Genomic DNA, 23952 nt, shown 5'->3' with positions numbered 1-23952 from the left:
CGGATTGCAATCGGATGGGTCAGGCTGCGCTGTCACGGAACCAGCAGGCGCACGGCCTGATCGGCCAGCGCGCGGCGATCGATCTTCTGCGTGGCGGCCAGTGGCAGCGCATCGACGTACCAGATCCGGCGCGGATGCTGGTAGGCGGCCAACTGCGTCAGCGACCATTCGCGCAACGCGTGTTCGGTAGGCGGGGCGATGCCCGGGCGCAGCACCACGAAGGCCACCGGCTTGGTGCCCTTGATCTCGTCAGGCACCGGTACGACGCTGGCCTGCTGCACGGCCTCGTGCCGCTCCAGCGCCTTTTCGATCTCGCCGGGGTAGAGGTTTTCGCCGCCGCTGACGAACATGTCGTCGCGCCGGCCCACGAAGGTGTAGAAGCCGTCCGCATCGCGTCGGAACACGTCACCGGTGATGTAGTAACCGTCATCGGTGAATGGCTGCAGTTCCGGGCGGTTGTGGTAACCGAGCATCAGCCCGGGGCTGCGCAGCGCGAGCACGCCTTCGTCGGAAGCCTGACCCTGCTCGTCGATCAGCCGCACCGCCACGGCGGGGTGCGGATAGCCGACCGATTGCGCTGGCGTGGGCAGTCCGTCCGGATGGGGGCCAAACACGACGGGGCCGCCTTCGGTGGTGCCGTAGGCGTTGATGACGCGTGCATTGGGCAATAGCTGATGGATCTGCGCCTTCAGCGCGGGGCTGACCGGCGCGGACCCCATGCGCACCGCCCGGACGCTGCCCAGGTCGGTGCGATCCAGCAATGCGCGTTCGCGCAGCATCATGGCAATCATCGGCGGCACAGCCGTCAGCCAGGTGCACTGGTAGCGTTCGATGGCATCGATATAGGCGGCGGCCTGGAACTGGGGCAGCAGTACCGATGGCGCATGGCAGGCCAGCGCCAGCAGGATCAGCGCCAGCGCGTTCATGTGGTACAGCGGCGCGGCAATCAGCACGCGCTCGCCCGCCAGCGGTGTGCTGGTCTGGCGTGCCTGCACCACCCAGAGATGGCTGGCATGGCTCAGGCGTACACCCTTGGGCCGCCCCGTGGAGCCGGAGGTGTAAAGCAGCAGCGCCAGGTCGTCGTCGGCGGGGGCGTATGCCGTGAAGGCGGCGGGATCGCCGTCCGGCGCGCTCAGGGCCGCATGTTCGGGCGACCCGAATACGATGGCGGGCGTGGCCGCCGGCACCGCCGCCCGGTGTGCCCCATCGCACAGCACAAGCCGTGCGCCGCTATCGGCGACGATGTCGTCGATCAGTGGCTGTGGCAGCTTGAAGTTCACCGGCACCGCGACCAGCCCGGCACGCATGATGCCGAGCAGCGACACCACGTAGTCGACCGAATTCACGCCAAGCAGCGCGATGCGGTCGCCTTGCGCCAGGCCTCGCCCGAGCAGGCCCCGTGCAACGGCGTCGGCGGCGATGTCGATGTCGCCAAACGTTCGCCGAGACGCCTCGCCATTGGCACCGACGCCAACGATGGCCAGCGCGGAGGGATCGGCGTCGCGTGCAATGACGCTACCGAGGTTGCGGCCCGGATTGTGGCCACTTGCTGCGTGTGCTTCCGCTGCCATGATGCGTCAGGCCTGCGCGGGGGTGGCGTAGACGCCGCGGCCGCTGGCTACCAGGCGGTCTTCGGCGTCATACACGTTGGCCTGGGCCACGCTCACCAGCCGTCCGGTCTTGATGACGGTGCCCACGACGCGCAGATCGCCGCGCGCCGGGCGATGGTAGTCCACGCGCAGGTCCACCGTCGGCACGCCCTTGCCGGTGTGCGATACCAGCGCCCAGTCGGCGCCAAGGTCGACCAGCGCGGCCAGAATACCGCCGTGGATATAACCGCCGTCGGGGTTGACGATCCATTCGTCGCGGAACTTCGCGGTCAGCGTGATCTCGCCTTCGGCGACGGATACGACCTGCAGGCCGAGCCATTGGTGATAGGGGCCGCGCAGCAGTCGTGCCTGTACGTCGGCGGCGGAAGGCGGGGGAGTGGTCTGGGTCATGTTCGGTCTTCGGTGTCGGTATGGAACGGTGGGCGGGGTGCGGGGTAGGGCAAAGGGGCGATGGCTTACGGCGTCACCACCACCTTGCCCAGCACGGCGCGATCCCGGATCAGTGCCAGGCCCCTGGCGGCCTGGTCGAGCGTCAATACGCTGTCGATGACAGGATCGAGCTTGCCTTCGGCAACCAGGGCCAGCAGGGCCTTGAGGTTGTCGTCGTAGAAGCTGTTCGAGCCCTTGATGTTGAGCTCGAAGCTCCAGACGTAGCGCAGGTCTTCCTTGGGGTCATGGCCGGCGGTGGCACCGCACACCAGCAGCGTGCCGCCGCGCTTCAGGCTCTTGATGGAGGGCAGCCACGTATCGCCGCCCGTAAAGTTGACGATGACATCCACGCCGCCCTCGTGCGTGCGGCGCTGCGGCTTGCCGTAACGCTCGATCACCCACTTGCCGAAGTCGACTTCGCGATAGTTGATGATGTGGTCGGCACCGAGCGCCTTGAGCCGTTCGCCCTTCTCGTCGGAACCGGCCGCGGCAATGACTTCGGCGCCCAGCATTTTCGCCAGCAGTACCGTGGCGGTTCCCACGCCGCCGCTGGCGCCAAGCACCAGCACCTTGTCGCCGGGCTTGACGGTCTGGTGGGTGATCAACATCCGGTGTGCCGTGCCATAGGCCACCGGCAGCGCGGCGGCCTGGGCAAACGTGACGTTGTCGGGAAGGGCAATCAGCTGGCGCGCATCCACCCGCGCGAATTCGGCCATGCCGCCATCGGTCATTTCGCCCATCAGGCCCACGCCGGGCTTGAGCGGGTTCACCAGTACGCGGTCGCCGACCTTCCAGCCCGTCACGCCGGCACCCAGTTCGGTGATGGTACCGGCCAGGTCCAGGCCGATCACGACGGGGAACGGTACCTTGATGCCGGGCATGCCGTGGACGGTAAAGACGTCGTGGTAGTTGAAGGACGACGCGCCCACCCGGATCACGACGTGGCCTTCGTCGGCCTGCGGTACGGGTTTGTCAGCGACGACGCGCAGCTGTTCTTCGAGGGTGCCGTGTGCGGCGAGCACCAGCGCTTGCATGGATTGAGTCACGATGGGTTCCTTGGGGGAGGGAAGCGGAAAGCAATCAGGCGGGAAGTCAGACGTGCGGGCCTACTTGAGCGCCTTGGCCTGCTCATAGGGCTTGCGGGCAAACAGATCGTCCTTGAGCTCGCCCTTGACCAGGCCGGATTCGACGAACACGGCGTGCTGGCGGCGCAGCGTGGCGATGTCCGCGGGCTCGAACGCCACGCGGTTCATGTCGTTCCAGTGGCTGACATAGACTCTGGCATCGTCGGCCGGCAGGTTGGCCTTCTTCTGCAGGATCTGGACGACTTCGTCACGATTGGCGTTGCCCCAGGCCAGGGTGTCGCGCAATGCGGCAATCACGCGCGCCACGACCTCGGGATGGTTGTCCACCAGGTCGGACCGCGCTGCGCCCACGCCGATGTAGGGCACGGCGTCGGACTGGGTCAGCGTTTTCCACTCGCTGGCGAACGTGCCCAGCTTGCGCACCGGCAGTTCGTCGCCAAGTTGCTCCACGGTGACCGAGCGCAGCGCCGCCGCATCCACCTGTTTCTGCACCAGGAACTGCGCCAGGCGCGATTCGTTGCCGCCAACCAGCGCGAAATCGCCGCTCTTGATCTGGTAGTTGCCGGCCAGCACGGCGCCCGCAATGACCGCGACCGAGGAGCCGGCGGGCGACATGCCCACCTTCTTGCCCTTGAGGTCACGGATGGACTGGATCGGTGAATCCTTCGGCACGACGAACTGCACATCGGCGGGTTGCGTCGCGGCAAAGATGCGGATGGGCACGCCCGACGCCGCGGTACCGAACACGCCGGCTACGGGTGCGCCGAACGCGAGATCGATCGAGCCGGAAGCCAGCGCCCGCAGCGGCGCGTTGACATCGGGAAAGTGAACGAACTCGGCGCGCACACCACGCTTGGCGAGGAAATCCCGGGTTTCCAGGACCGACCCGTAGCCCAGGCTCACGCCGCTGGTCCAGTAGCCGATCTTGACAACGGGAGCTGGCTCGGCGGCGGTGGCCGGGGTGATCGCCGCATAGGACAGCGCGATCCATGCGGAATAGGCGGAAAACGCGGCGGCGGCCGCCGACAGTAGCTTGCGCACGATGAAATCCTCAGGCTTGGAAGGAAACGGATGGGGTGGACGGTTGCTGCGCGGCCGCTTTCCAGCGGAACAGCCGGCGCTCGGCGGGCTTGAGCAAGCCGCCTTCAAGCAGCAGCATCAGCCCGACCAGCAGCACGGTCCACGCAAAGACCTGGTCGGTCTGGACGAGGTCGGCGGCCTGCCGCAGCCGATAGCCGATGCCGCTGGACGACCCAATGGTCTCCGCCACCAGTGACACCCGCCAGCCGAAGCCGAACGCCAGTCTTGCGCCGGCAAAGAAATGCGGCAGGATGGTCGGCACATAGATCTTGCGCAGCCCCTGCACGCGGGACATGCGGAAGCTGCGAGCCAGGTCGACATAGTGCGGATCGACGGTCTTGGTGCCTTCCCAGACATTGGTCAGGATCAGCGGCATGGCCGTCATGAACACGACAAAGACCGTCGTGGCATCGGAAATGCCGAACCAGATGATCGCAAATATGGCCCAGATGGCCGACGACACGGTGTTCAGGACGGTCAGGACCGGCTCGAAGAAGCGGGCCAGAACGCGGCTTGCACCCAGCGTCAGTCCCAGGCCGCTGCCCACGATGGTGGCCAGCACGAAGCCTGACAGCACCCGTTGGCACGTGGCGCCCACGTCGGCGGCGAAGGTGTCGCTGTGCCACAGCGAGATCAGGGCCAGTCTCACCTTTTCTGGGCCGGGCAGCACGAACGATGGCACGCGCGCGGCGCCCCACCACCAGAGCCCCAGCAGCAGGGCAACCAGCAGCAGGCGTTGCAGCACCAGCGTGGCGAATTGGCGCGCAGCAGTTACTGTCACGGTGGCGCTCCTCATGCCGCGGCGCGCAGTACGCGCACCTGTTCCGCCACGATGGGCTCGGTGGGCACGCGCGGTCGCACCAGATCCGCCAGGTTGACCACGTCGGCCACACGCCCCGGCCGGGCCGCCAGCCGGACCACACGGTCTGCCAGCACCACCGCTTCTTCCATATCGTGCGTCACGAACACCACGGTCATGCCATTGCCGGCCTGAATGCGCAGCAGTTCGTCGTGCATCTGGCTCCGCGTCTGGGGATCGAGCTTAGAGAACGGCTCGTCCATCAGCAGGACTTCGGGCTGCACGGCCAGGCTGCGGGCCAGCGCCACACGGCTGCGCATGCCGCCCGATAACGCGTGCGGCCAGGCGTCGCCGCGTGCGTGTAGGCCGACGAGTTCCAGCATGTCGTCGGCGCGGCGGCGACGATCGGCGCGCGACAGGTTGCTGGCTTCGAGGCCGAATGCAACGTTATCGCGCACGGTACGCCACGGCAGCAAGCGGTCTTCCTGGAACATATAGGCGATACGGCGCCAGTCGGACACCTGTGGGGCGGGCACGCCGTCCACCGCAAGCTGCCCGGCGTCGGGGGGCACAAGCCCGGAAAGGATGTTCAGCAAGGTGCTCTTGCCGCAACCGGACGGACCGACCAGCGCCAGTACCTCGCCACGGCGCACGCTGACGTCGACCCCGTCGAGGATCGTGGCGGCACCAAATCGCTTGACGATGCCCTGCGCAGACAGCACGGGCGGACTCATGCGGCACCCCCGGCCACACGCATCGGCAGGTAGGTACCGGCCTGCGACAGGCTGGCATAGACCTTTTCCATGGTCTGCGTGCGGAATGCCTCGATGTGGCGGCGCGCGATCGTTTCGGCAGCCTTCTCGTCATGATCCTCGAAGGCCTTGATCAGCGAGTTGTGGTCGTGGCGGATTTCGGGACGCACACGCTGAACGTTGAAGCCGAGCGCGACAAGCCGCGACATTTCGTCCATCAGCGCCGACAGCGTGCGCGTCAGGCGCTCGTTGCCGGTCGCGTGGACGATGGCAAGGTGGAACTGCTTGTTCGCGTCCATGAACTTGTCGATGCGGCGCGGCGCCGGAATCGCGTATTCATCACGGCACGCCGCCTCCAGCCCGTGCAGCAGCGCCGTGTCGACGCGGCCGACGGCCAGCCGGGCAGCCATCGGCTCCAGCTGCACGCGCAGCGCAAAGACTTCCTCGACGTCCTTGAGCGTGATGGGCGCCACCTGATATCCACGGCGCGGACGCGCAAAGATCAGCCGGTCGTGCGCCAATCGCGTGAGCGCGATGCGGCAGCTGTTCTTGCCGAAGCCGTAGGCCGTCATCAACTCGCCTTCGGTGACCAGTGCGCCCGGCACCAGCTTGCAGGACAGGATGTCGCGGCGCAGCGCCGCGTATGCGGCCAGGCCCAGGCTGGTGTCCTGGGCGTCCTCTGCAATGCCGGCCTGCACGATCATCGTCCCTTGCTCCTTCGCGATTGTCGGGCGGTACGCATGTCCGCCTTGAAATACATGGGCGTAGCTTAGAGCCGAGGCATTGGGAAGCAAACGAACGGTTTTACGGAAGCATATGAAGACGATGCTGTGACTGGGCAGCCCAGCATGGTGAGCCGCCCACAGGAACGCCGTGAGCGCCGCAGCGCGCGCAGGACCATGCAGGAAGACGTGGTCGATACACGCCAATGCCGGCAGTGCTCAGGGATCGGTGCAACGGAAGGGGGGAAAGACTGCGCCCCCGGCCAGGTCCGGCCGGGGGCGAGAGAGGGAAGACGGGCGGTCAGTCCAGCAGGTCGGGCTCGGCTTTTACCAGTCCGGCGTAGAGGCTTTCGAATGCGTGCAGCGATCCTTCGTTGCCACCGACCTGTCCATGCGTATGCCGGGCCGTCGCTGCGTCGATGGGCTGCGGCGTGCCGGCGGCCTCGGCCAGCAGCTGCGTATGGGCGGCGTTTTCCAGTGCGATATACCACCAGGCTGTGGCTTCGACGGTCGGCCCGGCGGTGAGGATGCCGTGGTTCTTCAGGATGGCGCCCTTGTGGGTCTGGCCGTTGCCCTTGTCCAGCGCCTGGGCGATCCGGTGGCCTTCGGAGGTGTCGACCACCATCCCCGTGAAGTCGTCGAACAGCACATGATCTTCGAAGAACGAGCATGCGTCCTGCGTCAGCGGATCGAGCTGGCGCCCGAGCGTGGACCACGCCTTGCCGTAAGTGGAATGGGTGTGCGCGGCCGCGACGATATGGGGATGTGCTTCATGAATCGCCGCGTGGATCGCGAACGCTGCCTTGTTCAGCGGCCGGTCGCCGACCACCGTCTCGCCTTGCGCATTGACAAGCAGCAGGTCGGAAACACGGATGCGCGAGAAATGGACCCCCAGCGGGTTGACCCAGAAGTGATCGGGAAACTCGGGATCACGCGCGGTGATATGGCCGGCCAGGCCGAGGGCGAATCCCTGGCGCGCGAAGATGCGGAACGCGCCAGCCAGCCGTTCCTGCCGATGACGTCGCTCCGCCTCGATCGTTGGCCGTGCGGGGACCGGATCAAACCAGAATTTCTGCTGTGGTCTGGGGTTGGGAACGAACGCGCCACGGCGTTCGATTGGCAATACGCTGCTCATGTCGGGCCTTTCGGTAGGGAACACCGCATGAACCTACGCCGGCCTGCCCCGAAATGGAACGAAGCATTCGGCACGAGGATATGACACGAATGCCGGGGGCTACCGATGCGTATGCCAGGGCACCAGCCATTGGGCAAGCCTGCGCATGGCGAGATCGAACAGCCACGCAATGGCGCCGATCAGCACGATGCCCATCACCACCACATCGGTCCGCAGGAAGTTGGACGCATTGAGCACAAGCTGACCCAGGCCGGCGGTGGCAGCCACCATCTCGGCGGCCACCAGGGTTGTCCAGCCGAAGCCGATGGCAATGCGCAGGCCGGTCAGGATCTCCGGCAAGGCCGCTGGCAGCACGACGTGGCGGACCAGTTGCCATCGCGTGGCGCCCATCGATTGGGCGGCGTGCAACTGCTCGGTCTGGACCCCAGCCACCCCGGCGCGTGTGGCGAGCGCGATCGGCGCAAAGCAAGCCAGGTAGATGAGCAGCAGCTTGGCTGTCTCGTCGATGCCGAACCAGATCACGATCAGGGGCAGATACGCCAGTGGCGGCAGCGGCCGGTAGAACTCGAGCATGGGGTCGGCGATGCCCCGTGCCACACGGCTCGTGCCCATCAACAACCCCACCGGCACTGCCGTGACGGCCGCTAACAGGAAAGCGCCGAACACACGGGCCAGGCTCCATGCCACGTGCTGCCACAACAGCAGGCCGCCTTGCACGTTGCCGTCCCAGGCTTGAACGGCGGCATGCCAGACGGCCGAAGGCGGCGGCAGGAACAATGGTGGAATCCAGCCCGCATGGGTGATTGCCAGCCAGAGGCCCAGCAGCGCGAGGATGGTGGCGGCCGTGATGGTGCCAGTCCGGCCGCTGCCCAGACGTGGCAGCACCTGCGCCACCGGCATGGCGGCTTCGGCGGCGGCGTCGGGCGACGCAACGTTGGCACGCTGCTGCAGCGGCACGGCCGCGACGGTCTCGTCAGCGTGGCTCATGCGGGTTGCCCGTGTATGAGGTGGAGAAGGCGCTCGCGCCAGGCGATGAATTCGGGCGACGCTTTCACGGCCCGGGCGTCGCCGGTCTCGATATATCGCTGAACGAATGGCAGCGGAAATTCGTGCGCGATGCGGCCTGGGCCGGCCGACATCACGATGACCCGGGTGCCCAGAAACAGGGCTTCTTCCACGCTGTGGGTGATGAAGAACACAGTCTTTCCGGTCGCTGCCCAGACCTTGGCCAGCACCTCCTGGACCGATTCGCGCGACAACGCATCGAGCGCGCCCATCGGTTCGTCCATCAACAGCACGCGGGGATCGTTGGCCAGCGCGCGTGCAATGCCAACGCGCTGCTGCATGCCGCCAGACAATTGATAGACGGGCGCGGTGCCGTGGCGCTCAAGTCCCACCAGACGGAGTCGATGCTGCGCGAGGGCGATGCGTTCGGCACGGGGGATACCCCGGAACCTCAGCCCGAGCGCGACATTGTCCTGCACATTGAGCCATGGCATCAGCGCATGCTTCTGGAAGACGACGCCCAGCCCCGGACCGGGGCCAGTGACAGGTTCGCCGTCCAGCAGGATGCGTCCGGCGGACGGCCGGACAAATCCGGCCAGACAGTTCAGCAGCGTGGTCTTGCCACAACCGGAAGGCCCGAGAGCCACCACGAACTCGCCCGGCGCGATGGTCAGGTCAACGTCGGACAGCGCCAGCGAGGCATGATCGCCCGACGAAGCAAAGCGCACTGCCACGCGGCGCGCTTCGATGCGGCCGCCCGTCCCGGGGCTGGCCTGGTCCGTTATTGCGCGAGCTTGCGTACCCATGTCGCGTTGACGCCGGTGGCATAGTCGGGCAAGACAGTCTGGATGGTGCCCTGGCTCTTCAGGAATGCCGCGGTAGCCGCCAGCGACTTCGCCGCGCCACCGCCAAGCCAGGCCGCCGAGGCCTGCTGCTGCGGCGTGGGGAAGTCATACAGGGCCAGGCTGGCCGGTACGTCGGCGGCCTCTGCGCCCGACCACTTCGCCACCGCCTTGACCTGCGGCGATTCCGGCGTCCACGCCGCCTTGTTGGCGCGGTACGCCGCATCGGTATCGGCCAGAATCCTGACGAAAGACGTCAGGAACGCGTCATTGTCCCGGGCGAACGCCTTGTTGACGACGATGCCGTCAAAGGTCGCCTTGCCGGTTTCCTGGGCGATCCTGCCTGACGTGGTCAGGATATGGCCGTTCTTCTTGGCCTTTGCCAGCACGGGGTCCCAGATGAACGTCGCGTCGATGTCGCCCCGTTCCCACGCGGCGGCAATCTCGGGCGGGCGCATGTTGACGATCTTCACGCTGCGCGGATCGACCTTGGCCGTCTCCAGGGCCAGCAACGTGTGGAAGTGCGAGGTGGAGACGAACGGAACCGCCAGGCGCTTGCCCTTGAGATCGGCCAGCGACTTCACATCGCTGCCGTTGCGCGTGACCAACGCTTCGGCGTCGTTGATATTGTCGAGAATCCAGAACAGCTCGATACCGAGGCCCTGCGACAGGCCCGCGGCAATCGGCGCGGAACCGGCTTCGCCAATCTGCACCGAACCCGACGCCAGCGCGCGAATGACATCCGCGCCGCTGGCCAGCTTGCGGAACGTGACCTTGTAGCCGGTTTGCTTCTCGATGGTCTGGGCGTCCTGCGCATAGCGCCATGGCACCACCATGTCCTGGTACGCGATCACGACTTCCTTCGATTGGGCGAGGGCGGTGCCGGCAATCAGCAGCGCGGCGCAGGCCATCATCGTCTTCAGCAAGCTTTTCATGGGCGTTGGTCATGGCAGGAAAGACGGCCAGTATAGGAATCGGCGCCTGCGGGGAGAAGGAAGTTTTCGGCCAATGCTTATCCGGTTTTCGCGATACACGCCCGAGCGACGACGACGCACGGCATATCGATATCGGCTTTCGTTCGTTCCTGTCCGTGAAGGGCTTCCTTATGCTCGTGTGCCAGACACCATTGCAAACGCTCGCCCGTTCCTCGCATGCCCGCTGCCTCCCCGCCCCCCCAGCTTCACCTGAATCTCAACGCGCTGCATTCAGGCTTCGTGCCGTCGGCCTGGCGCCTGCCCGGCAGCGATCCGCGCGCCTTTGTCGATGTGCAGCACTATGTCCGGCTGGCGCAGATCGCCGAAGCGGGCAAGTTCGATGGCATCTTTCTGGCCGATAACGCGTCCATCGCCGATCAGATCAACTTTCGGCCCATTACCGCGCTGGAGCCCACCGTGCTGCTTGCCTGCGTCGCGGCGGCCACGCGCCATATCGGGTTGGTGGCAACGGCCTCGACCAGCTACAACGAGCCGTACAACATCGCGCGGCGCTTTGCCACGCTCGATCACGTCAGTGGCGGGCGCGCGGGATGGAACGTCGTGACGACGGCCGATGCCGGGTCCGCGCGCAACTTCGGTCGGGCGGCGCCGCCGGATCATGCACAACGCTACGCGCGCGCCGACGAGTTCACGAGCGTGGTCAAGGCGCTATGGGATAGCTGGGAAGATAGCGCGTTCGTGGGGGACCGTCAGTCGGGCAGCTTCGTGGACACGGCCCGCCTGCAGCCCATTGCGCATCATGGCCCGTTCTTTGATGTGCAAGGGCCGCTGAACCTGCCACGGCCGCCACAGGGGCATCCGGTGCTGTTCCAGGCCGGTGGGTCGAACGATGGCCGCGAACTGGCGGCCCGTCATGCGGAAGCCGTGTTTTCGGCCTCGCAATCGCTGGAGGAGTCGCGCGAATACCGCCTGGCGCTGAATCAGCGTGCCGAAGCCCTGGGTCGCGGGCCAGGCGCGATCAAGGTCCTGCCGGGGCTGACGACGATCGTCGGTGCAACCGAGGCGCAGGCGCGCCAACGACGCGATGCGCTGGTCGACCTGATTCCGTGGGACTACAGCCTGAACCGGCTGGCCGGCACGCTTGGCATTACCGCCGACCGGCTGTCGCTGGATGCGCCGTTGCCGGATGGGCTCGCGATGCCGGCCAATGGCAATCACACGTTCTTTCGCGCGACGCTCGCGATTGCGCAGCGCCAGAACCTGACGGTACGTGAGCTGATCCGCGAGCTTGCGGGTGGCGGCGGGCATCGCGTCATCGTCGGCACCCCCGAGCAGATCGCCGATGACATCGAGCATTGGTTCCGCAGCGGCGCGGCCGATGGGTTCAACCTGATGCCCGATGCGTTGCCCGATGGGGTGCAGGACTTTGTGGAAGGGGTGGTGCCGATCCTGCAGCGCCGCGGCCTTTTCCGCAAGGACTACGAGGGCAGCACCTTGCGCGAGCACATGGGGCTGGCCCGCCCGGCGGGCAGGACGGCCTCGCGTGCGGCGGCGTAGTCCGCATTTGCTATATCGGATTACTTCTTGGACCCGGGCAGGAGGGTTTCATAGACTGGTGCTTCCCAAACTCTCGCACCTCTCATCATGAAACGACGCTCCGCCCTTGGTGTCATCGCTACGCTGGCTCTGGTGCTGGCCGCCTTGCCGATTGCATCGGCCTACGCCCAGTCATCGGGCGGCAAGCCGCTGAAGGTTGGCGTGCGCGGCGGCGTGGACGAGGAGATCTGGGAAGTCGTGACCCGGGAAGCGGCCAGGAACGGCCTGAAGGTCGAGACAGTGATCATCACCGGTACCGCGAGCCCGAACGAGGCGCTGAACAACGGTGACCTCGACGCCAATTCGTTCCAGCACATTCCATTTCTGCGTGACCAGATCAAGCAGCGCGGCTACAAGATCACCAACGTGGGCGACACGCTGATCTCGCCGATCGCGTTCTATTCGCGCAAGGTGAAGTCGCTGGAGGCGCTACCGAATGGCGCCCGCATCGGCATCCCAAACGATCCTAGCAACCAGACCCGAGCGTTGGTCATCCTGCGCGACCACGGCCTGATCAAGCTGAAGGACGGCTTCGATCCGTACACGGGCACCGTCTCGCTGGCCGATATCACGGCCAATCCGCGCAAGCTCGAATTCATCGAGAGTGCGTCGGTGGTGCTGCCGCGTGCGCTGCCCGACGTGGACGCCGCCGCCATCGTCAACACGTTCGCCTACCAGGCCGGCCTGATTGCCACGCGCGATGGCATCGCGGTGGAAAAGCGCGAGAACAATCCCTACGTCAACGTCATTGCCGTGCGTGAGAAGGACCGGGCCGCACCGTGGGTGCAGCAACTGGTCAAGTCCTACCAGTCCGAGGCGGTGCGCAAGTTCATCCTGACCAAGTATCAGGGGTCGGTCATTCCGGCGTTCTGAGGCGCCGAAGGAAAAGGGACTATTGCATGCGCACGATTTCGCAATTGCCGGCGCGCGACCCGCACATCGTGTTCGAGCAGGTTGGCAAGACCTATGCGGGCGCCGCCGCGCCTGCGCTGGCGGACGTCTCGTTCACTATCGAACGCGGCGAGGTATTCGGCATCATCGGCCGCAGTGGCGCGGGAAAGTCGACGCTGCTGCGGAGCATCAACATGCTGGAGCGGCCTGACCGGGGTCACGTATGGATCGACGACACCGACATCGGCAAGCTCGACGAGGATGGTCTGGTCAGGCTACGCAGGCGCATCGGCATGATCTTCCAGCACTTCAACCTGATGTCGGCGAAGAACGTCTTCGACAACGTGGCGCTGCCGCTGCGCGTGGCGGGCGTGCGGCGCGCGGAGATCGAAACCCGTGTCAATGACCTGCTTGCGACAGTGGGGCTCGCGGACAAGGCCAAGGCCTACCCGGCGATGCTGTCGGGCGGTCAGAAGCAGCGCGTGGGTATTGCGCGTGCGCTGGTACACCGTCCGGAAATCCTGTTGTGCGACGAAGCGACTTCGGCGCTCGATCCGGAAACAACCGAGCAGATACTGGCGTTGCTGCGGGACATCAACAAGCAGTTCGGCCTCACCGTGGTGCTGATCACGCACGACATGGCTGTGATCGAGGAGGCTTGCGACCGGGTGCTGGTGCTGGATCACGGCCAGGTGAAAGAGCAAGGGCCGGTATGGCGCATATTTGCCGACCCGCAGGCCGAAGCCACGCTGTCGCTGCTGCGCCCGCTGCGCAAGCGTCTGCCTGCGAACGTACATCCCGCGGAGGACTCCCATCGTGTTGCCAATGGCTGAGAAGTACCTGAAGGCGTTCGGCGAAACGCTGCTGATGACCGGCAGCGCCTGCCTGGTGGTGTTTGTCGTTGGCATGGCGCTGGCCATCGTGCTGACCGTGACCGCGCCTGGCGGTCTGGCCCCGAGGCCGCGAACGAACCGCGTGCTGTCGGTGCTGGTCAACATGTTCCGATCGATCCCTTTCATCATCCTGCTGGTGGCCATGCTGCCGGTTACGCGGCTGATCGTCGGCACGACGATGGGCACATGGGCTGCGGTGGTGCCGCTAAGCGCGCATCTGATTCCATTCTTTGCGCGGGTGTCGCAGGTGGCACTCAATGAAACCGATGCGGGGCTGATCGAGGCGGCGCGGGCCATGGGCTGCCGGCGCTGGCACATTGTGCGGCATGTGTTGTTGCCCGAGGCGTTGCCGGCGCTGATCGGCGGGGCCACCGTCACCGTGATTGCGATGATCGGGTCGTCGGCCATGGCAGGTGCCGTGGGGGCGGGTGGCCTCGGCGACCTGGCGATCCGCTATGGCTACGAACGCTATGAAACGGCCGTCATGTTTAACGTGATCGCCATCCTGGTGGTGCTGGTAACGGTGGTGCAATTCACCGGCGAGCGGCTGGCTCGCAGATTCGATCACCGGCGATAGCGCCGCCGCCGTCTCCTTTTGGGAGTGGCGGCGTCTTGTCAGAACAGGCCCGTCGTGGGAGGCGGTTCGTCCTTCAGCAGCCATGCGCCCACGGCGGCCGCCTTCCATTGGCGGGGATTGTGATTGGCCACGGTGCGCGCATTGCGCCAGTGGCGATCCAGGTTGTACTGGCGATCGCAGGCGGATGCCCCGCCGACATCGAACGCCAGCTCGGCACTCTTTAGCGCGGCCGCCACGGCGAAGTGTTGCGCCTGGGCGACGTCGATCGATGCCTGCGTCAGTGACGCATTGCTGAGGTTGTCCGCCCAAGCGGCGTCAATGGCGTCGGCGGCGCGCAGCGTGGCGGCTTCGGCCGCAAACACTTGCGCGGCAATCTGGCCAATCGTTTCCTGCACATAGGGATCGTCCACCGACCGCTCGGCCGAACTGTGCTTGATCGGCCGGGCCTTGTGGCGCGCAAACCAGACCGCGTCGTCCAGCGCGTTGCGGGCGATGCCGGCTTCGGTGGCGGCCAGAAAGAGCTGGAAGACCGGCGAGACCGGATTGCGGCGGTCACGTGGCAGGTGGCTGGCCCGCAGTTCATCCGGCGCGACGCGCATGTTCGTGAATCGCGTGGTGCCGCTCGCGGTCAACCGCTGGCCGATGGTGTCGAAGTCATCGACCAGCGTCATGCCGGCTCGCCCGCGTGGCACCGTGAAGTGCGTTTCCTTGCCGGCCTCGTCCACTGCGATGGAGCTGATCCAGTCGGCGTAGAGCGCGCCGGTGCTGTAGTACTTGGTGCCGTTGACGATATAGTGATCGGCCTCGCGGACGATGGTGGCCTGGATGGCGCCATGCTTGCCGCCGCGCTCCACACCGCCATTGCCGACGATCTGGCCGCCCAGCAGCCGGTCGAACCAGCGCCTGCGGTCGGCTTCATTGTCCTGGCCCGCGAGCAGGCCTTCGATGAGTCCGAAGTTGGGCCGCAATGCCTGGGCGAGGTTGGCATCGACGGCGGCCAGTTCCTGAACGAAGCGGATGGCATCGCGCACGCTGCCGCCGGGGCCGCCATACGCCTTCGGGATGCGGAACGTCAGCAGGCCGGCATTGGCCACCTGACGTACAAAATCAAAGGGCAGTTCGCGGCGGCTCTCCCGCTTTGCGGCATCCCGCGCGATCTCGGGCAGCAGGGCCTGGGCGCGCTGGCGAAGTACCGCAACATCGGCGGCCGGAGGCAGCGGTTGCGGTGTGGATGCCGGCGATGCGGTGGCCGTGTCGATCGCGTTGGCAGGGGCAAGGGATTCTTGAAATGGCATGCGGTTGTCCTTCGGGTTTCTCGTCGAATGAGCACGAAAGACATCGTGCAGCAATTTTCTCGACGGGTAACGACCGATTCCGCATGCCCTTATGCGGCCTGTGCGTGGCGCCCCCGATTTCCTGCACGGACCCGGCGGCTATCACAAGACTTTGCTCGCCTTCTGGCCAGGACCCCGTTTTCAGGCCGCGGATAGCGGTTCGCAGGTATCCGCTTGCTCGTCCCGCGCGAATCTTCTATTGACGCGGCTGCTCGTCCCGACCGCGGATTTGAGCGGCTCGATTTTCCATACCGACAACAGCGCGTCGAACTCGTCCTCCACAGGCGACGTGCCACGCAGGGACGCTTCAGGCGGGCCGCCCAATACATGGATGGACAATGTATATCCCGCTTTATGGACATGCTGAAGCACTCCCGCCCCTGCCAGAACCTTTCGGGCTCTTCCGAAATCGTGGTTGGACAGCAGGTCGCGTTCAACGATTTCCTTGCGGGTGAGACACGCTCCGCCTCTCAGCAAGGCATACAACGATTCCGCGCACTCCTGATCGGATTTGGTGGACCTCAAGGCGGCTCCTTGGCAGGTATGACTGGTCGGTACGATGAGAAATTCGGGGAAGTCGGCAAAGATCGCGCTTCGGTGGCACGAGTGGCCGAAGCGGCGATGACACCCGCCGTGTTTGGAAGGCCATGCCGACCTGCCCGTCAATTTACGGAGCCAACCTCCAGGGTGCTCCGTGCACTCGCATGCCGACTTGTCGCGGGTGGAATGTATGTCATTCCCAGCTTGTCGGCGCAGCGCACCAGCTCTGCGAGCGAGTCGATCTCCAGCTTGTCCATGATGTGGGCGCGGTGGACCTTCACGGTTTTCTCGACGATGCCGAGGAAGTTGGCGACCTCCTTGTTTCGGAGTCCGGTCGTGACCATTGCCATGACCTCTCGCTCGCGATTGGTCAGCCGCTGCATCTTCGCGTCGAGGGCGGCCTTGATGGTCCGCTCCATCCCGCGTTGCGTGGCCAACGCCAGCGCACGACTCACCGCCGTGACCAGACGGTCCTCGGCCACCGGCTTCTCAAGCAGATCGATGGCGCCGGCCGTCATCGTCTCAACGGTTTGCTTCACATCCGCACAGCCTGTCAACATGATGAAGGGCACATGCGACGGCAAGACCTTCAGCAGTTCGTGACCACTGATGCCGGGCAGGATCAACTCTGCCACCACGCAGGCAGGGCCGCGGATGCCGTCAAGGGCAACCCGACACTCTTCGGCCGAACCGAACGTCCTTGATGAGAATCCTTTTGCAAGCAGCAGCCGTCCTAACGCCTTGCGAATGCTTTCATCGTCGTCCACAACAATCACGGTCCCGGTCATCGCGCGTACCCTCTTTAGAAATGGGGTTGACTCCCGGCCACATTACCGACCGTCGCGGCCGTCCACAACCGGTCTTCGGGTGGAGCGAAAAGTTTCATACCGACTTCTGAAATGACTTTCAACGCGTAGACGCCGGGGCGGAAGGCGATGCGACTTTTTACAACGGGCGTCGCTCCCGCATGGCCGGTCAGCAAAATTTTTCCGATGAATTGCATGTCTGTAGCATGGAATGCTAAGCAGGCAGCAGCCAATGTGGGAATTTGGAAGTACTTTTTAGGGTGTTCGTCGTAGCATGGTCCTCCGATTCAAGGATGACTGGAAATGAGTGCGGACACCCTGCGGTACTTCGATTACGCTGCAACGACACCGGCGGACCCTCGCGTGATGGAGGCGATGTTCGGCTGCCTCGGGGCCGACGGCGTCTTCGGAAATCCTGCGTCAAATTCTCACGCTGCGGGACTCTTGGCAAAGAACCTGGTCGAGCAGGCGCGCGCGCAGGTTGCGGCTCTCATTGGCGCCGAGCCGTGCGAGATCGTGTGGACGTCCGGTGCAACGGAGTCGAACAACCTGGCTCTCAAGGGTTTCTTCGACGACGAGCGGGGACGGCGCCATTTGATTACCAGCAAGCTGGAGCACAAGGCCATTCTGGATACGGCGGCGCATCTGGAGCGGCTGGATGTATCGGTCACCTACCTTGCTCCGGATGCGTCGGGTGAAATTTCGCTGGCCGCCGTGGAAGCGGCTTGCGGCCATCGCACGGGCCTCGTGTCGTTGATGATGGTGAACAACGAAATCGGCACCCTGACCAACATCGCCGAGATCTCGCGAGTCGTTCACGCTGCTGGCGCGCTACTTCACGTGGACGCAGCGCAGGCTGCGGGCAAGACTGAAATAGACGTCAAGGCAATGGGCATCGACCTGTTGTCGATGTCGGCACATAAGCTCTATGGGCCGAAAGGCATCGGTGCGCTCTATGTCAGCCGCGAGGCGGCGCCTCGTATTGCCTGTCAGATGCACGGCGGAGGGCACGAACAAGGACTACGATCTGGAACGCTTGCGACGCATCAGATCGTGGGCATGGGCACCGCGTGCGAGCTGGCGCGCCTGCAAATGGCATCTGACAATCAGCGTATCGCGCAACTGAGCGAACGCCTGCTGAATGGTGTGCGCGCATTGGGTGTTGTCACGCAGAACGTCGCCAACGCGACCCGCATCCCCCACACACTCAGTCTGACGGTGAATCTGCCTGAGTTCTTGCCGCTTATGCTTGCCGATGGCCTGGCCGTGTCGTCCACGTCGGCGTGCAATTCGGCGGCGGGCAAGGCCTCTCACGTGCTGACATGCATCGGGCTCGATGAAGATGCTGCGCAACGCACGGTGCGGCTGAGCCTTGGACGGTTCACAACGGAGGCAGATGTGGACTTTGCGGTCGACTGCTTCCAGAACGTCATTGCCCGGTGCCAGCAAGCGCGGGCGGGGCAACAGGAAATGCAGATCCGGCATCTTTCAGACGACGTCAGCGTTGCGGCGCAGTTGAGCGATGCCGACGTGCGGACGGCGCACGCACTTGGGTTCCGTGCCATTGTCTGCAACCGGCATGATGGAGAGGCTGACGGCCAGGCCCGGTTTGCAAAGATCGCCGAGTTGGCGGATTCGCTGGGCATGGCCGCACGCTACCTGCCGGTGAAATCGGACGGTGTCACCGCCGAGGATGCCGCAGCCTTCGGTTCGCTGGTGGCAGACCTGCCGAAGCCCGTGCTCGCGTACTGCCGTACCGGTACCCGCTCGGCGACGCTATGGCGTCTGGCGGGCACCCGGTCAGGCTGAAGGCGGGCGACGCCTCGGCAGCATTGCGCTCAGAAGCGGAACATCACGCTGACCATGGGGCCCTTCAGCGTCAGCCTTTGAACCAGTTCGCCGCTGCCCAGCTGGTAGGTCAGGTAGCGATAGGTCAGTTGAATGTCGCCCCACCGGGCCGCATAGGCTGCGCCGCCGGACGCTTGCACCGTGTATCGGGAAGCGCCGGTGCCGGCGTCGAGGTAGTACGGCAGATACCATCGGTCGCTGTTGCCCAGACGGATTCGCCCGCGCACGCCAATGATCGCATCGACGATGTTCTCGGTCTGCGACACGCTTCCCTGCGTCGCGAGCGTGGCGCCCTGTTGCGTGAATGTGGTGGATAGCGTCCAGTTGGCACTGGCGCTCAGGTTCAGGTAACGAAGCCCGCCGAGCGGCTCGACGGTTCCCCATGGCGCGCGCACGGCCGTGTAGGCGGCGTAGAGCCCGAGCAGTCCGCCGCTGAGGCTGCTGCCTGTGTTGGTCGCCAGTTCCCGCGGGATGACAACCGAGCCGACGGTGTTGAGCGTGGTCTGGTGGTTGCTGAAGTCAAGGTAGGCAGCGTCGGCGATGACCGTCCAGTCTCCCTTGCTGGCTTCGGCCTGCATCATGAAGAGGAACTTCAGGTTCGAGAGATAGCTGTCCGGACCGGTGCCCAGGTCGAGCCTGCCGCCGCCGGTGGACGAATTCCCGGAGAAGCTGAACGCCCCGCTCACGTTCGGCAGCCACAGGTACGGCGCGACCGCGAACGTCCAGCCGTTCGCTGGCGGCGATTCGGCATGTCCGGCGCCGGCGGCCATGGCCAGGCATACCGCAATGCCGAGCCGCATCCTGCCAAGCCTTGGAAGAAGTAGCTCGAGATCGCCCCCATCAAAGCGACTACCTTCTTGCATCGCCGTCATTGTTCGCGCCTTCGCTCTGCCGTGCGGTTGTCGGTCACGTCACGTTGCAGTTGCCACGCTAGCCGGTCTTGTCGGGCCGCTCAATTGGCCCAAAGGGCTAATGAAAACGAGGTCTTTCTGTCGCGTGCGGGGTCTTCCGCTACGTCTTCCGCAATGACTTGCCAGGCGTTTCGCTGGGGCTGGCCGTCAGTTTCCGAGAGGCTTCCCGGCACGGCGCCCGGGGGCTACCACTGCTGCTGTTGCTTGCCCTTGATGTTGCCCGCCACGCCGCCGGCCACGGCGCCAATCGCCGCGCCGGTCCAGCCACTGCCGCCGGCGATGGCGGCGATGCCGGCACCGGCCGCGGCACCGAGGCCAGCGCCGGTCACGGTGCCTTGCTGCTGCGGGGTCATGTTCGTGCATCCCGCGACGCCGGCGACGATCAGGATCGCGCCAGCCAGATGGAGTCGTTTCATGGCGTCACCTCACTTGCCGGCATTCAGGCCAGGAAGAACCATTTCGAACCAGATGGTTTCAATGACCGGCCGTTGTAATCGGTCGGGATGTGCCGCGTACCAGCGATCCAGTCCCTGGCTCACCGAATCGAGCGAATGGCTTTTGAGCCCTTTGGCAAAGCGCGGAAGAATGCTCTGTGCGTCGGACGGCGGCTTGCCTTCGTGATAGGCGATATCCACCTGGACCATATTGGCGATGCCTACCAGGTAGGCCTTCTTGGTCTGCTCGGTGGACGCTGTCCATTGCTTGCCGGTCACCAGTGGAATTTCGTCAGCCCGGGCGCCGGTCGCCAATACCAGTGTCACGAGTGCCCCAGCCGTCACTGCGAGCCGGCTCAGTCTATTCGCCATTGCGGTCTCCCTCAGTGTTGCCATTACTCCACGCAGCCATGCGCTCGTTCATATTAGTCGCTATTCCAGCGTCCGGCAGGCGGCTGAACCCGCACCCTGCCGCTCAGAACTTGTGGCGCAGCCCCAGGGCGATGCCAAGCATGGAACTCTGCCCGTTCGCCAGGGCATAGCTGTTGCCAAGCGACAGGCTGTTGGCATAGAAGATGGCGGCGGATTCCAGACCAAGGCCGGCATTTTTGGCATAGGCAGCACTGATATAGACATCGGTGCGCTTTGGAGAATGCGTAGTTGGAAATAAAGGCGATCTGCCAGGGATTGGGCTGGCTGGCATTGCCGAACTGGTTCCTGACGTCGTCGTAGTTGTACTCGAGCATCAGGCCGACCGAGGGCGTCAGCTGATAAGTCCCGCCGATCCAGTAGAAATGGTCGCGAAAGAACTCGGCACCTACCTGATTCTTGTTCTGGCCCCAGCGATAGCCGCCCATGACCTTGGCGGCACCGAATGCATAGCTGGCGCCTGCGCCAGCCTTCTTGAACGTGCCGCTGCCCGCATTGGCCGGGTTGGCGGCGGGTGCGATGGTCGGATTGAACTGGTCATAGGTCACGACCAGACCCACTGGCCCGGCGGTATAGACCACCGACGCACCATAGGCGGTATCGCGCCGGAACTGGCCCGGTACTTCGCCGTTGCCGCCAAGAATGGACGGTGCGCCGACCGTCGGCGGTAGCGCCAGGCCGGTGCCGAATGAAAAATGGGCCAGTGTGGTGACGGGCCCGAAATTGCCGGTGTACTTGATGGTGTTGTCCTCGCGGAAATTGGCCCCGGCCAGTACCACGGCAGGCTCGTACTGCGTGGCATAGGCAGCCGGGACGAAGTTCGCCAGCGCCTCGAACATCGACGTGTACTGGCGGCCGAGCGACAACTGGCCATACTGCGCTTTGCAGCCCGACGAACGCTTGCCGGCCAAACAGCCGGCCGCCTTGCTGCGACGTGCCACTGTCGGCATTGAAGCCGCTTTCCAGCACGAAGACCGCCTTGAGGCCCATGCCCAGGGCCTCCGTGCCGCGCAGCCCCCAGCGCGACCCGGATACGCCGCCAGAATCCATCCGCACCACACTGTGCGAGGGGCCGGGGTTGAAGCCATTTGCGGACGTGGGTACCGCGCCAAGGTGATTGGCATATTCGACGTTGACGTCGACGACGCCGTAGAGCGTCACGTTCGATTGCGCGTGCGCCTGCCAGGCGAGGGCCTGCAACGCCACAAGTGCAAGAAGTCTCAGTCTCATGTCTGCCGCCTCCTCGATGTTGTTATGGGTGAGTCATGGCTGCTGGCGTTGCGGGTTCACGCTTGTCGCTTGCATGGAATGCCACCCTGGCGGTTCGATCTGTCTGCTGGCGCACGCACGTGCAGCGCATCTGCGGTCGCTGCCGAGGCGGTGATGATTGACGAGGCAACGGCTACGCAGGCGACGGTCCGTGGTTGCGCTGTCACGCCTTGGTGCTAGGGGCGCGGCCGGGCGGGCTCCATTTGCCAGCCGCCCGGGCAGCGTTTGACCTGGGGGTAATAGCCGCCGGGCTGGTCGCAGTAATACGACCACCCGTTTTCTGACGCTCGGTCAGTCCTGGCGGATTTCCGGCTGGCAGACGGCGCCGAAGGCGTGTCGTAGCCGGACCCGGCGTAGTCCGTCTGGTAGTACGGCCCGCCGTCGTATGAATATTCCCACCAGCCGGGCCACGCAGTGCCTACCGCGAAGTAGACGACGTGCCCATGGCTGCGGCGAAACCCGCCATGCCGAAAGCCGCCGTGGCCTTGAAACCCGCCGCCATGAAAGCCGCCGCCTTGCATGATCCCGCCGCGCATGCCGCCGCCCCCGACGGCGCCTCGACCACCGGCCAGGGACGGGCCGCCGGCGGCCATCGCTGCGCCCGCCGCCAGTGCCAGGGCGATCTTGCAATACCTGCGCCCGTTCATGATGTGTCCTCGCTTGGCTGGCTGGGCCCGACGCTGCCCGGCCGATCCGCCGCGCCCAGCCGGCGGATTCCGCGCCACTACCTTGTAAATCTTGGGGCGATCGGGTTTGTTCCATCTTATGTCGCGGATGGGACGCTGCAATGCAACAAGGCCTTGGAGTGCCCCGCGCCTGATGCGCAACAGCGGGCCCGTCATCCGCCGTCCGCAGCCATGGCGAAATCACATAAAGGCGGGCGAGATGCCGGAACGATGTCCCCAGGCATCAAACGACAGTCCCAAAATGTCAAATGCCTGGCTGAAATTTCGCCAATACTGGGACGGATACCCGCGTGGGAATTCCGCCATTCCGGCAATGGCGGTATCTCCCGGCCCGGGCATCGTCACACAACGAGAATCGAGGAGAAAAAATGGACCGTATCCACTGCCTGGCGGCTGCCCTGGCCTTGTCGATCAGCATCGCGAGCGGCGTCGCCAGCGCGCAGGCCTCGCAACCTGCGGCACCGGCCGCGCCGCCCGCCACGACCGACGTGAACGAAGTCCCGCAGCCTCCGCAAGGCATGACGCCGGCCGAGCGCAAGAAGTGGTTCATGGAACGGTTCAAGGCGGCCGACACCGATCACGACGGCAAGCTGACCCGTGAAGAAGCACGCGTTGGCATGCCCGAGGTTTACAAGCGGTTCGACAAAATCGATACCCGGAAGCACGGCTACGTGACCGAGCGGCAGGTGGGAGCCGCCTGGTCGAAGATGATCCAGGACGATATGCAGAAGAAGAATCCGATCATCAACTGAAGGCGAGGTCCCGGCTTTTGGCCGGTCAGGGCCCCGCGACAAGGGGCGGGGTCTTGTATCACGACGTATCGAACTGCCGTGCCGACACCGTTCCAGTTTTACCCCCGCCCGTTGCCGCCGAGGACCTCGCGGCGTGCCCGCAGGACGTGGATCGATTGGCGCAGGACGGCGAGCGTTCCTGCAGATTGGGCGTCGCCGCCGGCGGAGGCCAGCCGGGCTGCCATTTCCGCACGCCGCAATTCCGCCTCGCGCTCGGCGATATAGCGGTCAAGAATCACCAGATCCCGCAGTGCTTTTCCTTTTTGCATGGCTGTCAAGGGATTGAGGAATGACTCACTTCAATATATCGGCACGACCGGCGCGCATGTCGCCAAACTCGGCGGAAAATCCCCTTTATCGAATGTCCGTATAGCATGCATTTCGGACTTACGATAGCATCACGGCTGGACATATATTCGGGAGGCTCTTGCACGATTCGCGCCACGCAAGAGAGTCAGTTCGTATTCGGGCCGCTCCTTGGGAGCGGCTTCTTTTTTGGGCTTCCGCAAGGAAGGCCGGGGAAGCCTGACACCAGCGGTGGCGAACTTCCTGC

At 64.9% G+C, this 23952-nt stretch carries 25 protein-coding genes and 2 pseudogenes; 6 read left to right on the top strand and 21 right to left on the bottom strand.

Annotation, left to right across the window (positions count from 1 at the left end):
* Positions 1-32 precede the first annotated feature (32 nt).
* The 11 genes from AC24R4_RS05145 to tauA all read right to left on the bottom strand — a co-directional run bounded on the left by AC24R4_RS05145 (position 33) and on the right by tauA (position 10394).
* Positions 33-1571 (bottom strand): class I adenylate-forming enzyme family protein, encoded by a 1539-nt coding sequence (locus AC24R4_RS05145; protein WP_400393119.1) that lies wholly within the window; start codon positions 1569-1571, stop codon positions 33-35.
* A 6-nt stretch (positions 1572-1577) separates the two neighbouring features.
* Positions 1578-2000 (bottom strand): PaaI family thioesterase, encoded by a 423-nt coding sequence (locus AC24R4_RS05140; protein ID WP_400393121.1) that lies wholly within the window; start codon positions 1998-2000, stop codon positions 1578-1580.
* A gap of 65 nt (positions 2001-2065) precedes the next feature.
* Positions 2066-3073, bottom strand: a complete 1008-nt coding sequence (locus AC24R4_RS05135; protein ID WP_400393129.1) for a zinc-binding dehydrogenase — start codon at positions 3071-3073, stop codon at positions 2066-2068.
* A 72-nt stretch (positions 3074-3145) separates the two neighbouring features.
* The gene (locus AC24R4_RS05130; protein ID WP_400393122.1) at positions 3146-4165 is read right to left on the bottom strand and encodes an ABC transporter substrate-binding protein; all 1020 of its coding nucleotides are present in this window, start codon (positions 4163-4165) and stop codon (positions 3146-3148) included.
* A gap of 10 nt (positions 4166-4175) precedes the next feature.
* Positions 4176-4985, bottom strand: a complete 810-nt coding sequence (locus AC24R4_RS05125; protein ID WP_400393124.1) for an ABC transporter permease — start codon at positions 4983-4985, stop codon at positions 4176-4178.
* Positions 4986-4996: 11 nt separating this feature from the next.
* Positions 4997-5737, bottom strand: coding sequence for an ABC transporter ATP-binding protein (locus AC24R4_RS05120; protein ID WP_487522427.1), 741 nt, complete (start codon positions 5735-5737; stop codon positions 4997-4999).
* Positions 5734-6459, bottom strand: a complete 726-nt coding sequence (locus tag AC24R4_RS05115; RefSeq protein WP_153945771.1) for a GntR family transcriptional regulator — start codon at positions 6457-6459, stop codon at positions 5734-5736. The genes AC24R4_RS05120 and AC24R4_RS05115 overlap by 4 nt, the downstream gene beginning before the upstream one ends.
* A 319-nt stretch (positions 6460-6778) precedes the next feature.
* Positions 6779-7612: a class II aldolase/adducin family protein gene (locus AC24R4_RS05110; RefSeq protein ID WP_400393128.1), complete on the bottom strand. Its 834-nt coding sequence runs from the start codon at positions 7610-7612 to the stop codon at positions 6779-6781.
* 99 nt (positions 7613-7711) lie between these two features.
* Positions 7712-8599 carry an ABC transporter permease subunit gene (locus AC24R4_RS05105; RefSeq protein ID WP_487522425.1) on the bottom strand — a complete coding sequence of 296 codons (888 nt, stop codon included), beginning with the start codon at positions 8597-8599 and terminating at the stop codon, positions 7712-7714.
* Positions 8596-9423, bottom strand: coding sequence for a taurine ABC transporter ATP-binding protein (locus AC24R4_RS05100; protein ID WP_487522424.1), 828 nt, complete (start codon positions 9421-9423; stop codon positions 8596-8598). The genes AC24R4_RS05105 and AC24R4_RS05100 overlap by 4 nt, the downstream gene beginning before the upstream one ends.
* Positions 9399-10394, bottom strand: coding sequence for a taurine ABC transporter substrate-binding protein (gene tauA, locus AC24R4_RS05095; protein WP_487522423.1), 996 nt, complete (start codon positions 10392-10394; stop codon positions 9399-9401). Before tauA ends, AC24R4_RS05100 begins: the two co-directional genes overlap by 25 nt.
* A 216-nt stretch (positions 10395-10610) precedes the next feature.
* Here tauA and AC24R4_RS05090 point away from each other — a divergent pair, with 216 nt between their 5' ends.
* The 4 genes and pseudogenes from AC24R4_RS05090 to AC24R4_RS05075 all read left to right on the top strand — a co-directional run bounded on the left by AC24R4_RS05090 (position 10611) and on the right by AC24R4_RS05075 (position 14351).
* Positions 10611-11951, top strand: coding sequence for an LLM class flavin-dependent oxidoreductase (locus AC24R4_RS05090; RefSeq protein WP_400394966.1), 1341 nt, complete (start codon positions 10611-10613; stop codon positions 11949-11951).
* A gap of 87 nt (positions 11952-12038) precedes the next feature.
* The gene (locus AC24R4_RS05085) at positions 12039-12863 is read left to right on the top strand and encodes a MetQ/NlpA family ABC transporter substrate-binding protein (RefSeq protein WP_400394969.1); all 825 of its coding nucleotides are present in this window, start codon (positions 12039-12041) and stop codon (positions 12861-12863) included.
* 26 nt (positions 12864-12889) lie between these two features.
* Positions 12890-13675: pseudogene (locus tag AC24R4_RS05080) on the top strand (methionine ABC transporter ATP-binding protein); the annotation flags it as partial.
* A gap of 31 nt (positions 13676-13706) precedes the next feature.
* The gene (locus AC24R4_RS05075; RefSeq protein WP_153946078.1) at positions 13707-14351 is read left to right on the top strand and encodes a methionine ABC transporter permease; all 645 of its coding nucleotides are present in this window, start codon (positions 13707-13709) and stop codon (positions 14349-14351) included.
* A 38-nt stretch (positions 14352-14389) separates the two neighbouring features.
* Here AC24R4_RS05075 and AC24R4_RS05070 read toward each other — a convergent pair whose 3' ends face one another.
* The 4 genes from AC24R4_RS05070 to AC24R4_RS05055 all read right to left on the bottom strand — a co-directional run bounded on the left by AC24R4_RS05070 (position 14390) and on the right by AC24R4_RS05055 (position 17228).
* The gene (locus AC24R4_RS05070) at positions 14390-15646 is read right to left on the bottom strand and encodes an acyl-CoA dehydrogenase family protein (protein WP_400394971.1); all 1257 of its coding nucleotides are present in this window, start codon (positions 15644-15646) and stop codon (positions 14390-14392) included.
* 180 nt (positions 15647-15826) lie between these two features.
* Positions 15827-16210, bottom strand: a complete 384-nt coding sequence (locus AC24R4_RS05065) for a hypothetical protein (protein WP_487522422.1) — start codon at positions 16208-16210, stop codon at positions 15827-15829.
* Positions 16211-16347: 137 nt separating this feature from the next.
* On the bottom strand, positions 16348-17013 hold the full coding sequence (locus AC24R4_RS05060; RefSeq protein ID WP_487522421.1) for a response regulator transcription factor: 666 nt from the start codon (positions 17011-17013) through the stop codon (positions 16348-16350).
* Between the two features lie 14 nt (positions 17014-17027).
* The gene (locus tag AC24R4_RS05055) at positions 17028-17228 is read right to left on the bottom strand and encodes a hypothetical protein (protein ID WP_487522420.1); all 201 of its coding nucleotides are present in this window, start codon (positions 17226-17228) and stop codon (positions 17028-17030) included.
* 106 nt (positions 17229-17334) lie between these two features.
* On the opposite strand from AC24R4_RS05055, the gene AC24R4_RS05050 reads away from it, so the two are divergent.
* Complete coding sequence (locus tag AC24R4_RS05050) at positions 17335-18840, top strand: aminotransferase class V-fold PLP-dependent enzyme (RefSeq protein WP_487522419.1); 1506 nt, start codon at positions 17335-17337, stop codon at positions 18838-18840.
* Between the two features lie 29 nt (positions 18841-18869).
* Here AC24R4_RS05050 and AC24R4_RS05045 read toward each other — a convergent pair whose 3' ends face one another.
* The 5 genes and pseudogenes from AC24R4_RS05045 to AC24R4_RS05025 all read right to left on the bottom strand — a co-directional run bounded on the left by AC24R4_RS05045 (position 18870) and on the right by AC24R4_RS05025 (position 22569).
* The gene (locus AC24R4_RS05045) at positions 18870-19751 is read right to left on the bottom strand and encodes a hypothetical protein (RefSeq protein WP_487522418.1); all 882 of its coding nucleotides are present in this window, start codon (positions 19749-19751) and stop codon (positions 18870-18872) included.
* Between the two features lie 224 nt (positions 19752-19975).
* Positions 19976-20206, bottom strand: coding sequence for a YMGG-like glycine zipper-containing protein (locus AC24R4_RS05040; RefSeq protein ID WP_153945784.1), 231 nt, complete (start codon positions 20204-20206; stop codon positions 19976-19978).
* 9 nt (positions 20207-20215) lie between these two features.
* Positions 20216-20596 carry a hypothetical protein gene (locus AC24R4_RS05035; protein ID WP_487522417.1) on the bottom strand — a complete coding sequence of 127 codons (381 nt, stop codon included), beginning with the start codon at positions 20594-20596 and terminating at the stop codon, positions 20216-20218.
* A gap of 103 nt (positions 20597-20699) precedes the next feature.
* Positions 20700-21883, bottom strand: a pseudogene (locus AC24R4_RS05030) (porin).
* Positions 21884-22098: 215 nt separating this feature from the next.
* Positions 22099-22569, bottom strand: coding sequence for a hypothetical protein (locus tag AC24R4_RS05025; protein WP_487522416.1), 471 nt, complete (start codon positions 22567-22569; stop codon positions 22099-22101).
* A 407-nt stretch (positions 22570-22976) separates the two neighbouring features.
* Between AC24R4_RS05025 and AC24R4_RS05020 the strand changes: the two genes are divergently transcribed.
* Entirely contained in the window at positions 22977-23360 is a 384-nt protein-coding gene (locus AC24R4_RS05020) for an EF-hand domain-containing protein (protein ID WP_487522415.1), read from the top strand.
* A 98-nt stretch (positions 23361-23458) separates the two neighbouring features.
* Here AC24R4_RS05020 and AC24R4_RS05015 read toward each other — a convergent pair whose 3' ends face one another.
* Complete coding sequence (locus tag AC24R4_RS05015; RefSeq protein ID WP_487522414.1) at positions 23459-23668, bottom strand: hypothetical protein; 210 nt, start codon at positions 23666-23668, stop codon at positions 23459-23461.
* Positions 23669-23952: the final 284 nt, after the last annotated feature.

Source organism: Cupriavidus sp. CER-90 (genome assembly GCF_057652055.1).
Note: the sequence above shows the minus strand (reverse complement) of the source record. Positions and strands in the feature narration are given on the sequence as shown.

Bases quoted from the DNA above. Each gene is read 5' to 3' on its own strand.
- AC24R4_RS05145 (WP_400393119.1), bottom strand. From the start codon at position 1,571: ATGGCAGCGGAAGCACACGCAGCAAGTGGCCACAATCCGGGCCGCAAC.
- AC24R4_RS05140 (WP_400393121.1), bottom strand. From the start codon at position 2,000: ATGACCCAGACCACTCCCCCGCCTTCCGCCGCCGACGTACAGGCACGA.
- AC24R4_RS05135 (WP_400393129.1), bottom strand. From the start codon at position 3,073: ATGCAAGCGCTGGTGCTCGCCGCACACGGCACCCTCGAAGAACAGCTG.
- AC24R4_RS05120 (WP_487522427.1), bottom strand. From the start codon at position 5,737: ATGAGTCCGCCCGTGCTGTCTGCGCAGGGCATCGTCAAGCGATTTGGT.
- AC24R4_RS05115 (WP_153945771.1), bottom strand. From the start codon at position 6,459: ATGATCGTGCAGGCCGGCATTGCAGAGGACGCCCAGGACACCAGCCTG.
- AC24R4_RS05110 (WP_400393128.1), bottom strand. From the start codon at position 7,612: ATGAGCAGCGTATTGCCAATCGAACGCCGTGGCGCGTTCGTTCCCAAC.
- AC24R4_RS05105 (WP_487522425.1), bottom strand. From the start codon at position 8,599: ATGAGCCACGCTGACGAGACCGTCGCGGCCGTGCCGCTGCAGCAGCGT.
- AC24R4_RS05100 (WP_487522424.1), bottom strand. From the start codon at position 9,423: ATGGGTACGCAAGCTCGCGCAATAACGGACCAGGCCAGCCCCGGGACG.
- tauA (WP_487522423.1), bottom strand. From the start codon at position 10,394: ATGAAAAGCTTGCTGAAGACGATGATGGCCTGCGCCGCGCTGCTGATT.
- AC24R4_RS05090 (WP_400394966.1), top strand. From the start codon at position 10,611: ATGCCCGCTGCCTCCCCGCCCCCCCAGCTTCACCTGAATCTCAACGCG.
- AC24R4_RS05085 (WP_400394969.1), top strand. From the start codon at position 12,039: ATGAAACGACGCTCCGCCCTTGGTGTCATCGCTACGCTGGCTCTGGTG.
- AC24R4_RS05075 (WP_153946078.1), top strand. From the start codon at position 13,707: ATGGCTGAGAAGTACCTGAAGGCGTTCGGCGAAACGCTGCTGATGACC.
- AC24R4_RS05070 (WP_400394971.1), bottom strand. From the start codon at position 15,646: ATGCCATTTCAAGAATCCCTTGCCCCTGCCAACGCGATCGACACGGCC.
- AC24R4_RS05060 (WP_487522421.1), bottom strand. From the start codon at position 17,013: ATGACCGGGACCGTGATTGTTGTGGACGACGATGAAAGCATTCGCAAG.
- AC24R4_RS05055 (WP_487522420.1), bottom strand. From the start codon at position 17,228: ATGCAATTCATCGGAAAAATTTTGCTGACCGGCCATGCGGGAGCGACG.
- AC24R4_RS05050 (WP_487522419.1), top strand. From the start codon at position 17,335: ATGAGTGCGGACACCCTGCGGTACTTCGATTACGCTGCAACGACACCG.
- AC24R4_RS05045 (WP_487522418.1), bottom strand. From the start codon at position 19,751: ATGACGGCGATGCAAGAAGGTAGTCGCTTTGATGGGGGCGATCTCGAG.
- AC24R4_RS05040 (WP_153945784.1), bottom strand. From the start codon at position 20,206: ATGAAACGACTCCATCTGGCTGGCGCGATCCTGATCGTCGCCGGCGTC.
- AC24R4_RS05035 (WP_487522417.1), bottom strand. From the start codon at position 20,596: ATGGCGAATAGACTGAGCCGGCTCGCAGTGACGGCTGGGGCACTCGTG.
- AC24R4_RS05025 (WP_487522416.1), bottom strand. From the start codon at position 22,569: ATGAACGGGCGCAGGTATTGCAAGATCGCCCTGGCACTGGCGGCGGGC.
- AC24R4_RS05020 (WP_487522415.1), top strand. From the start codon at position 22,977: ATGGACCGTATCCACTGCCTGGCGGCTGCCCTGGCCTTGTCGATCAGC.
- AC24R4_RS05015 (WP_487522414.1), bottom strand. From the start codon at position 23,668: ATGCAAAAAGGAAAAGCACTGCGGGATCTGGTGATTCTTGACCGCTAT.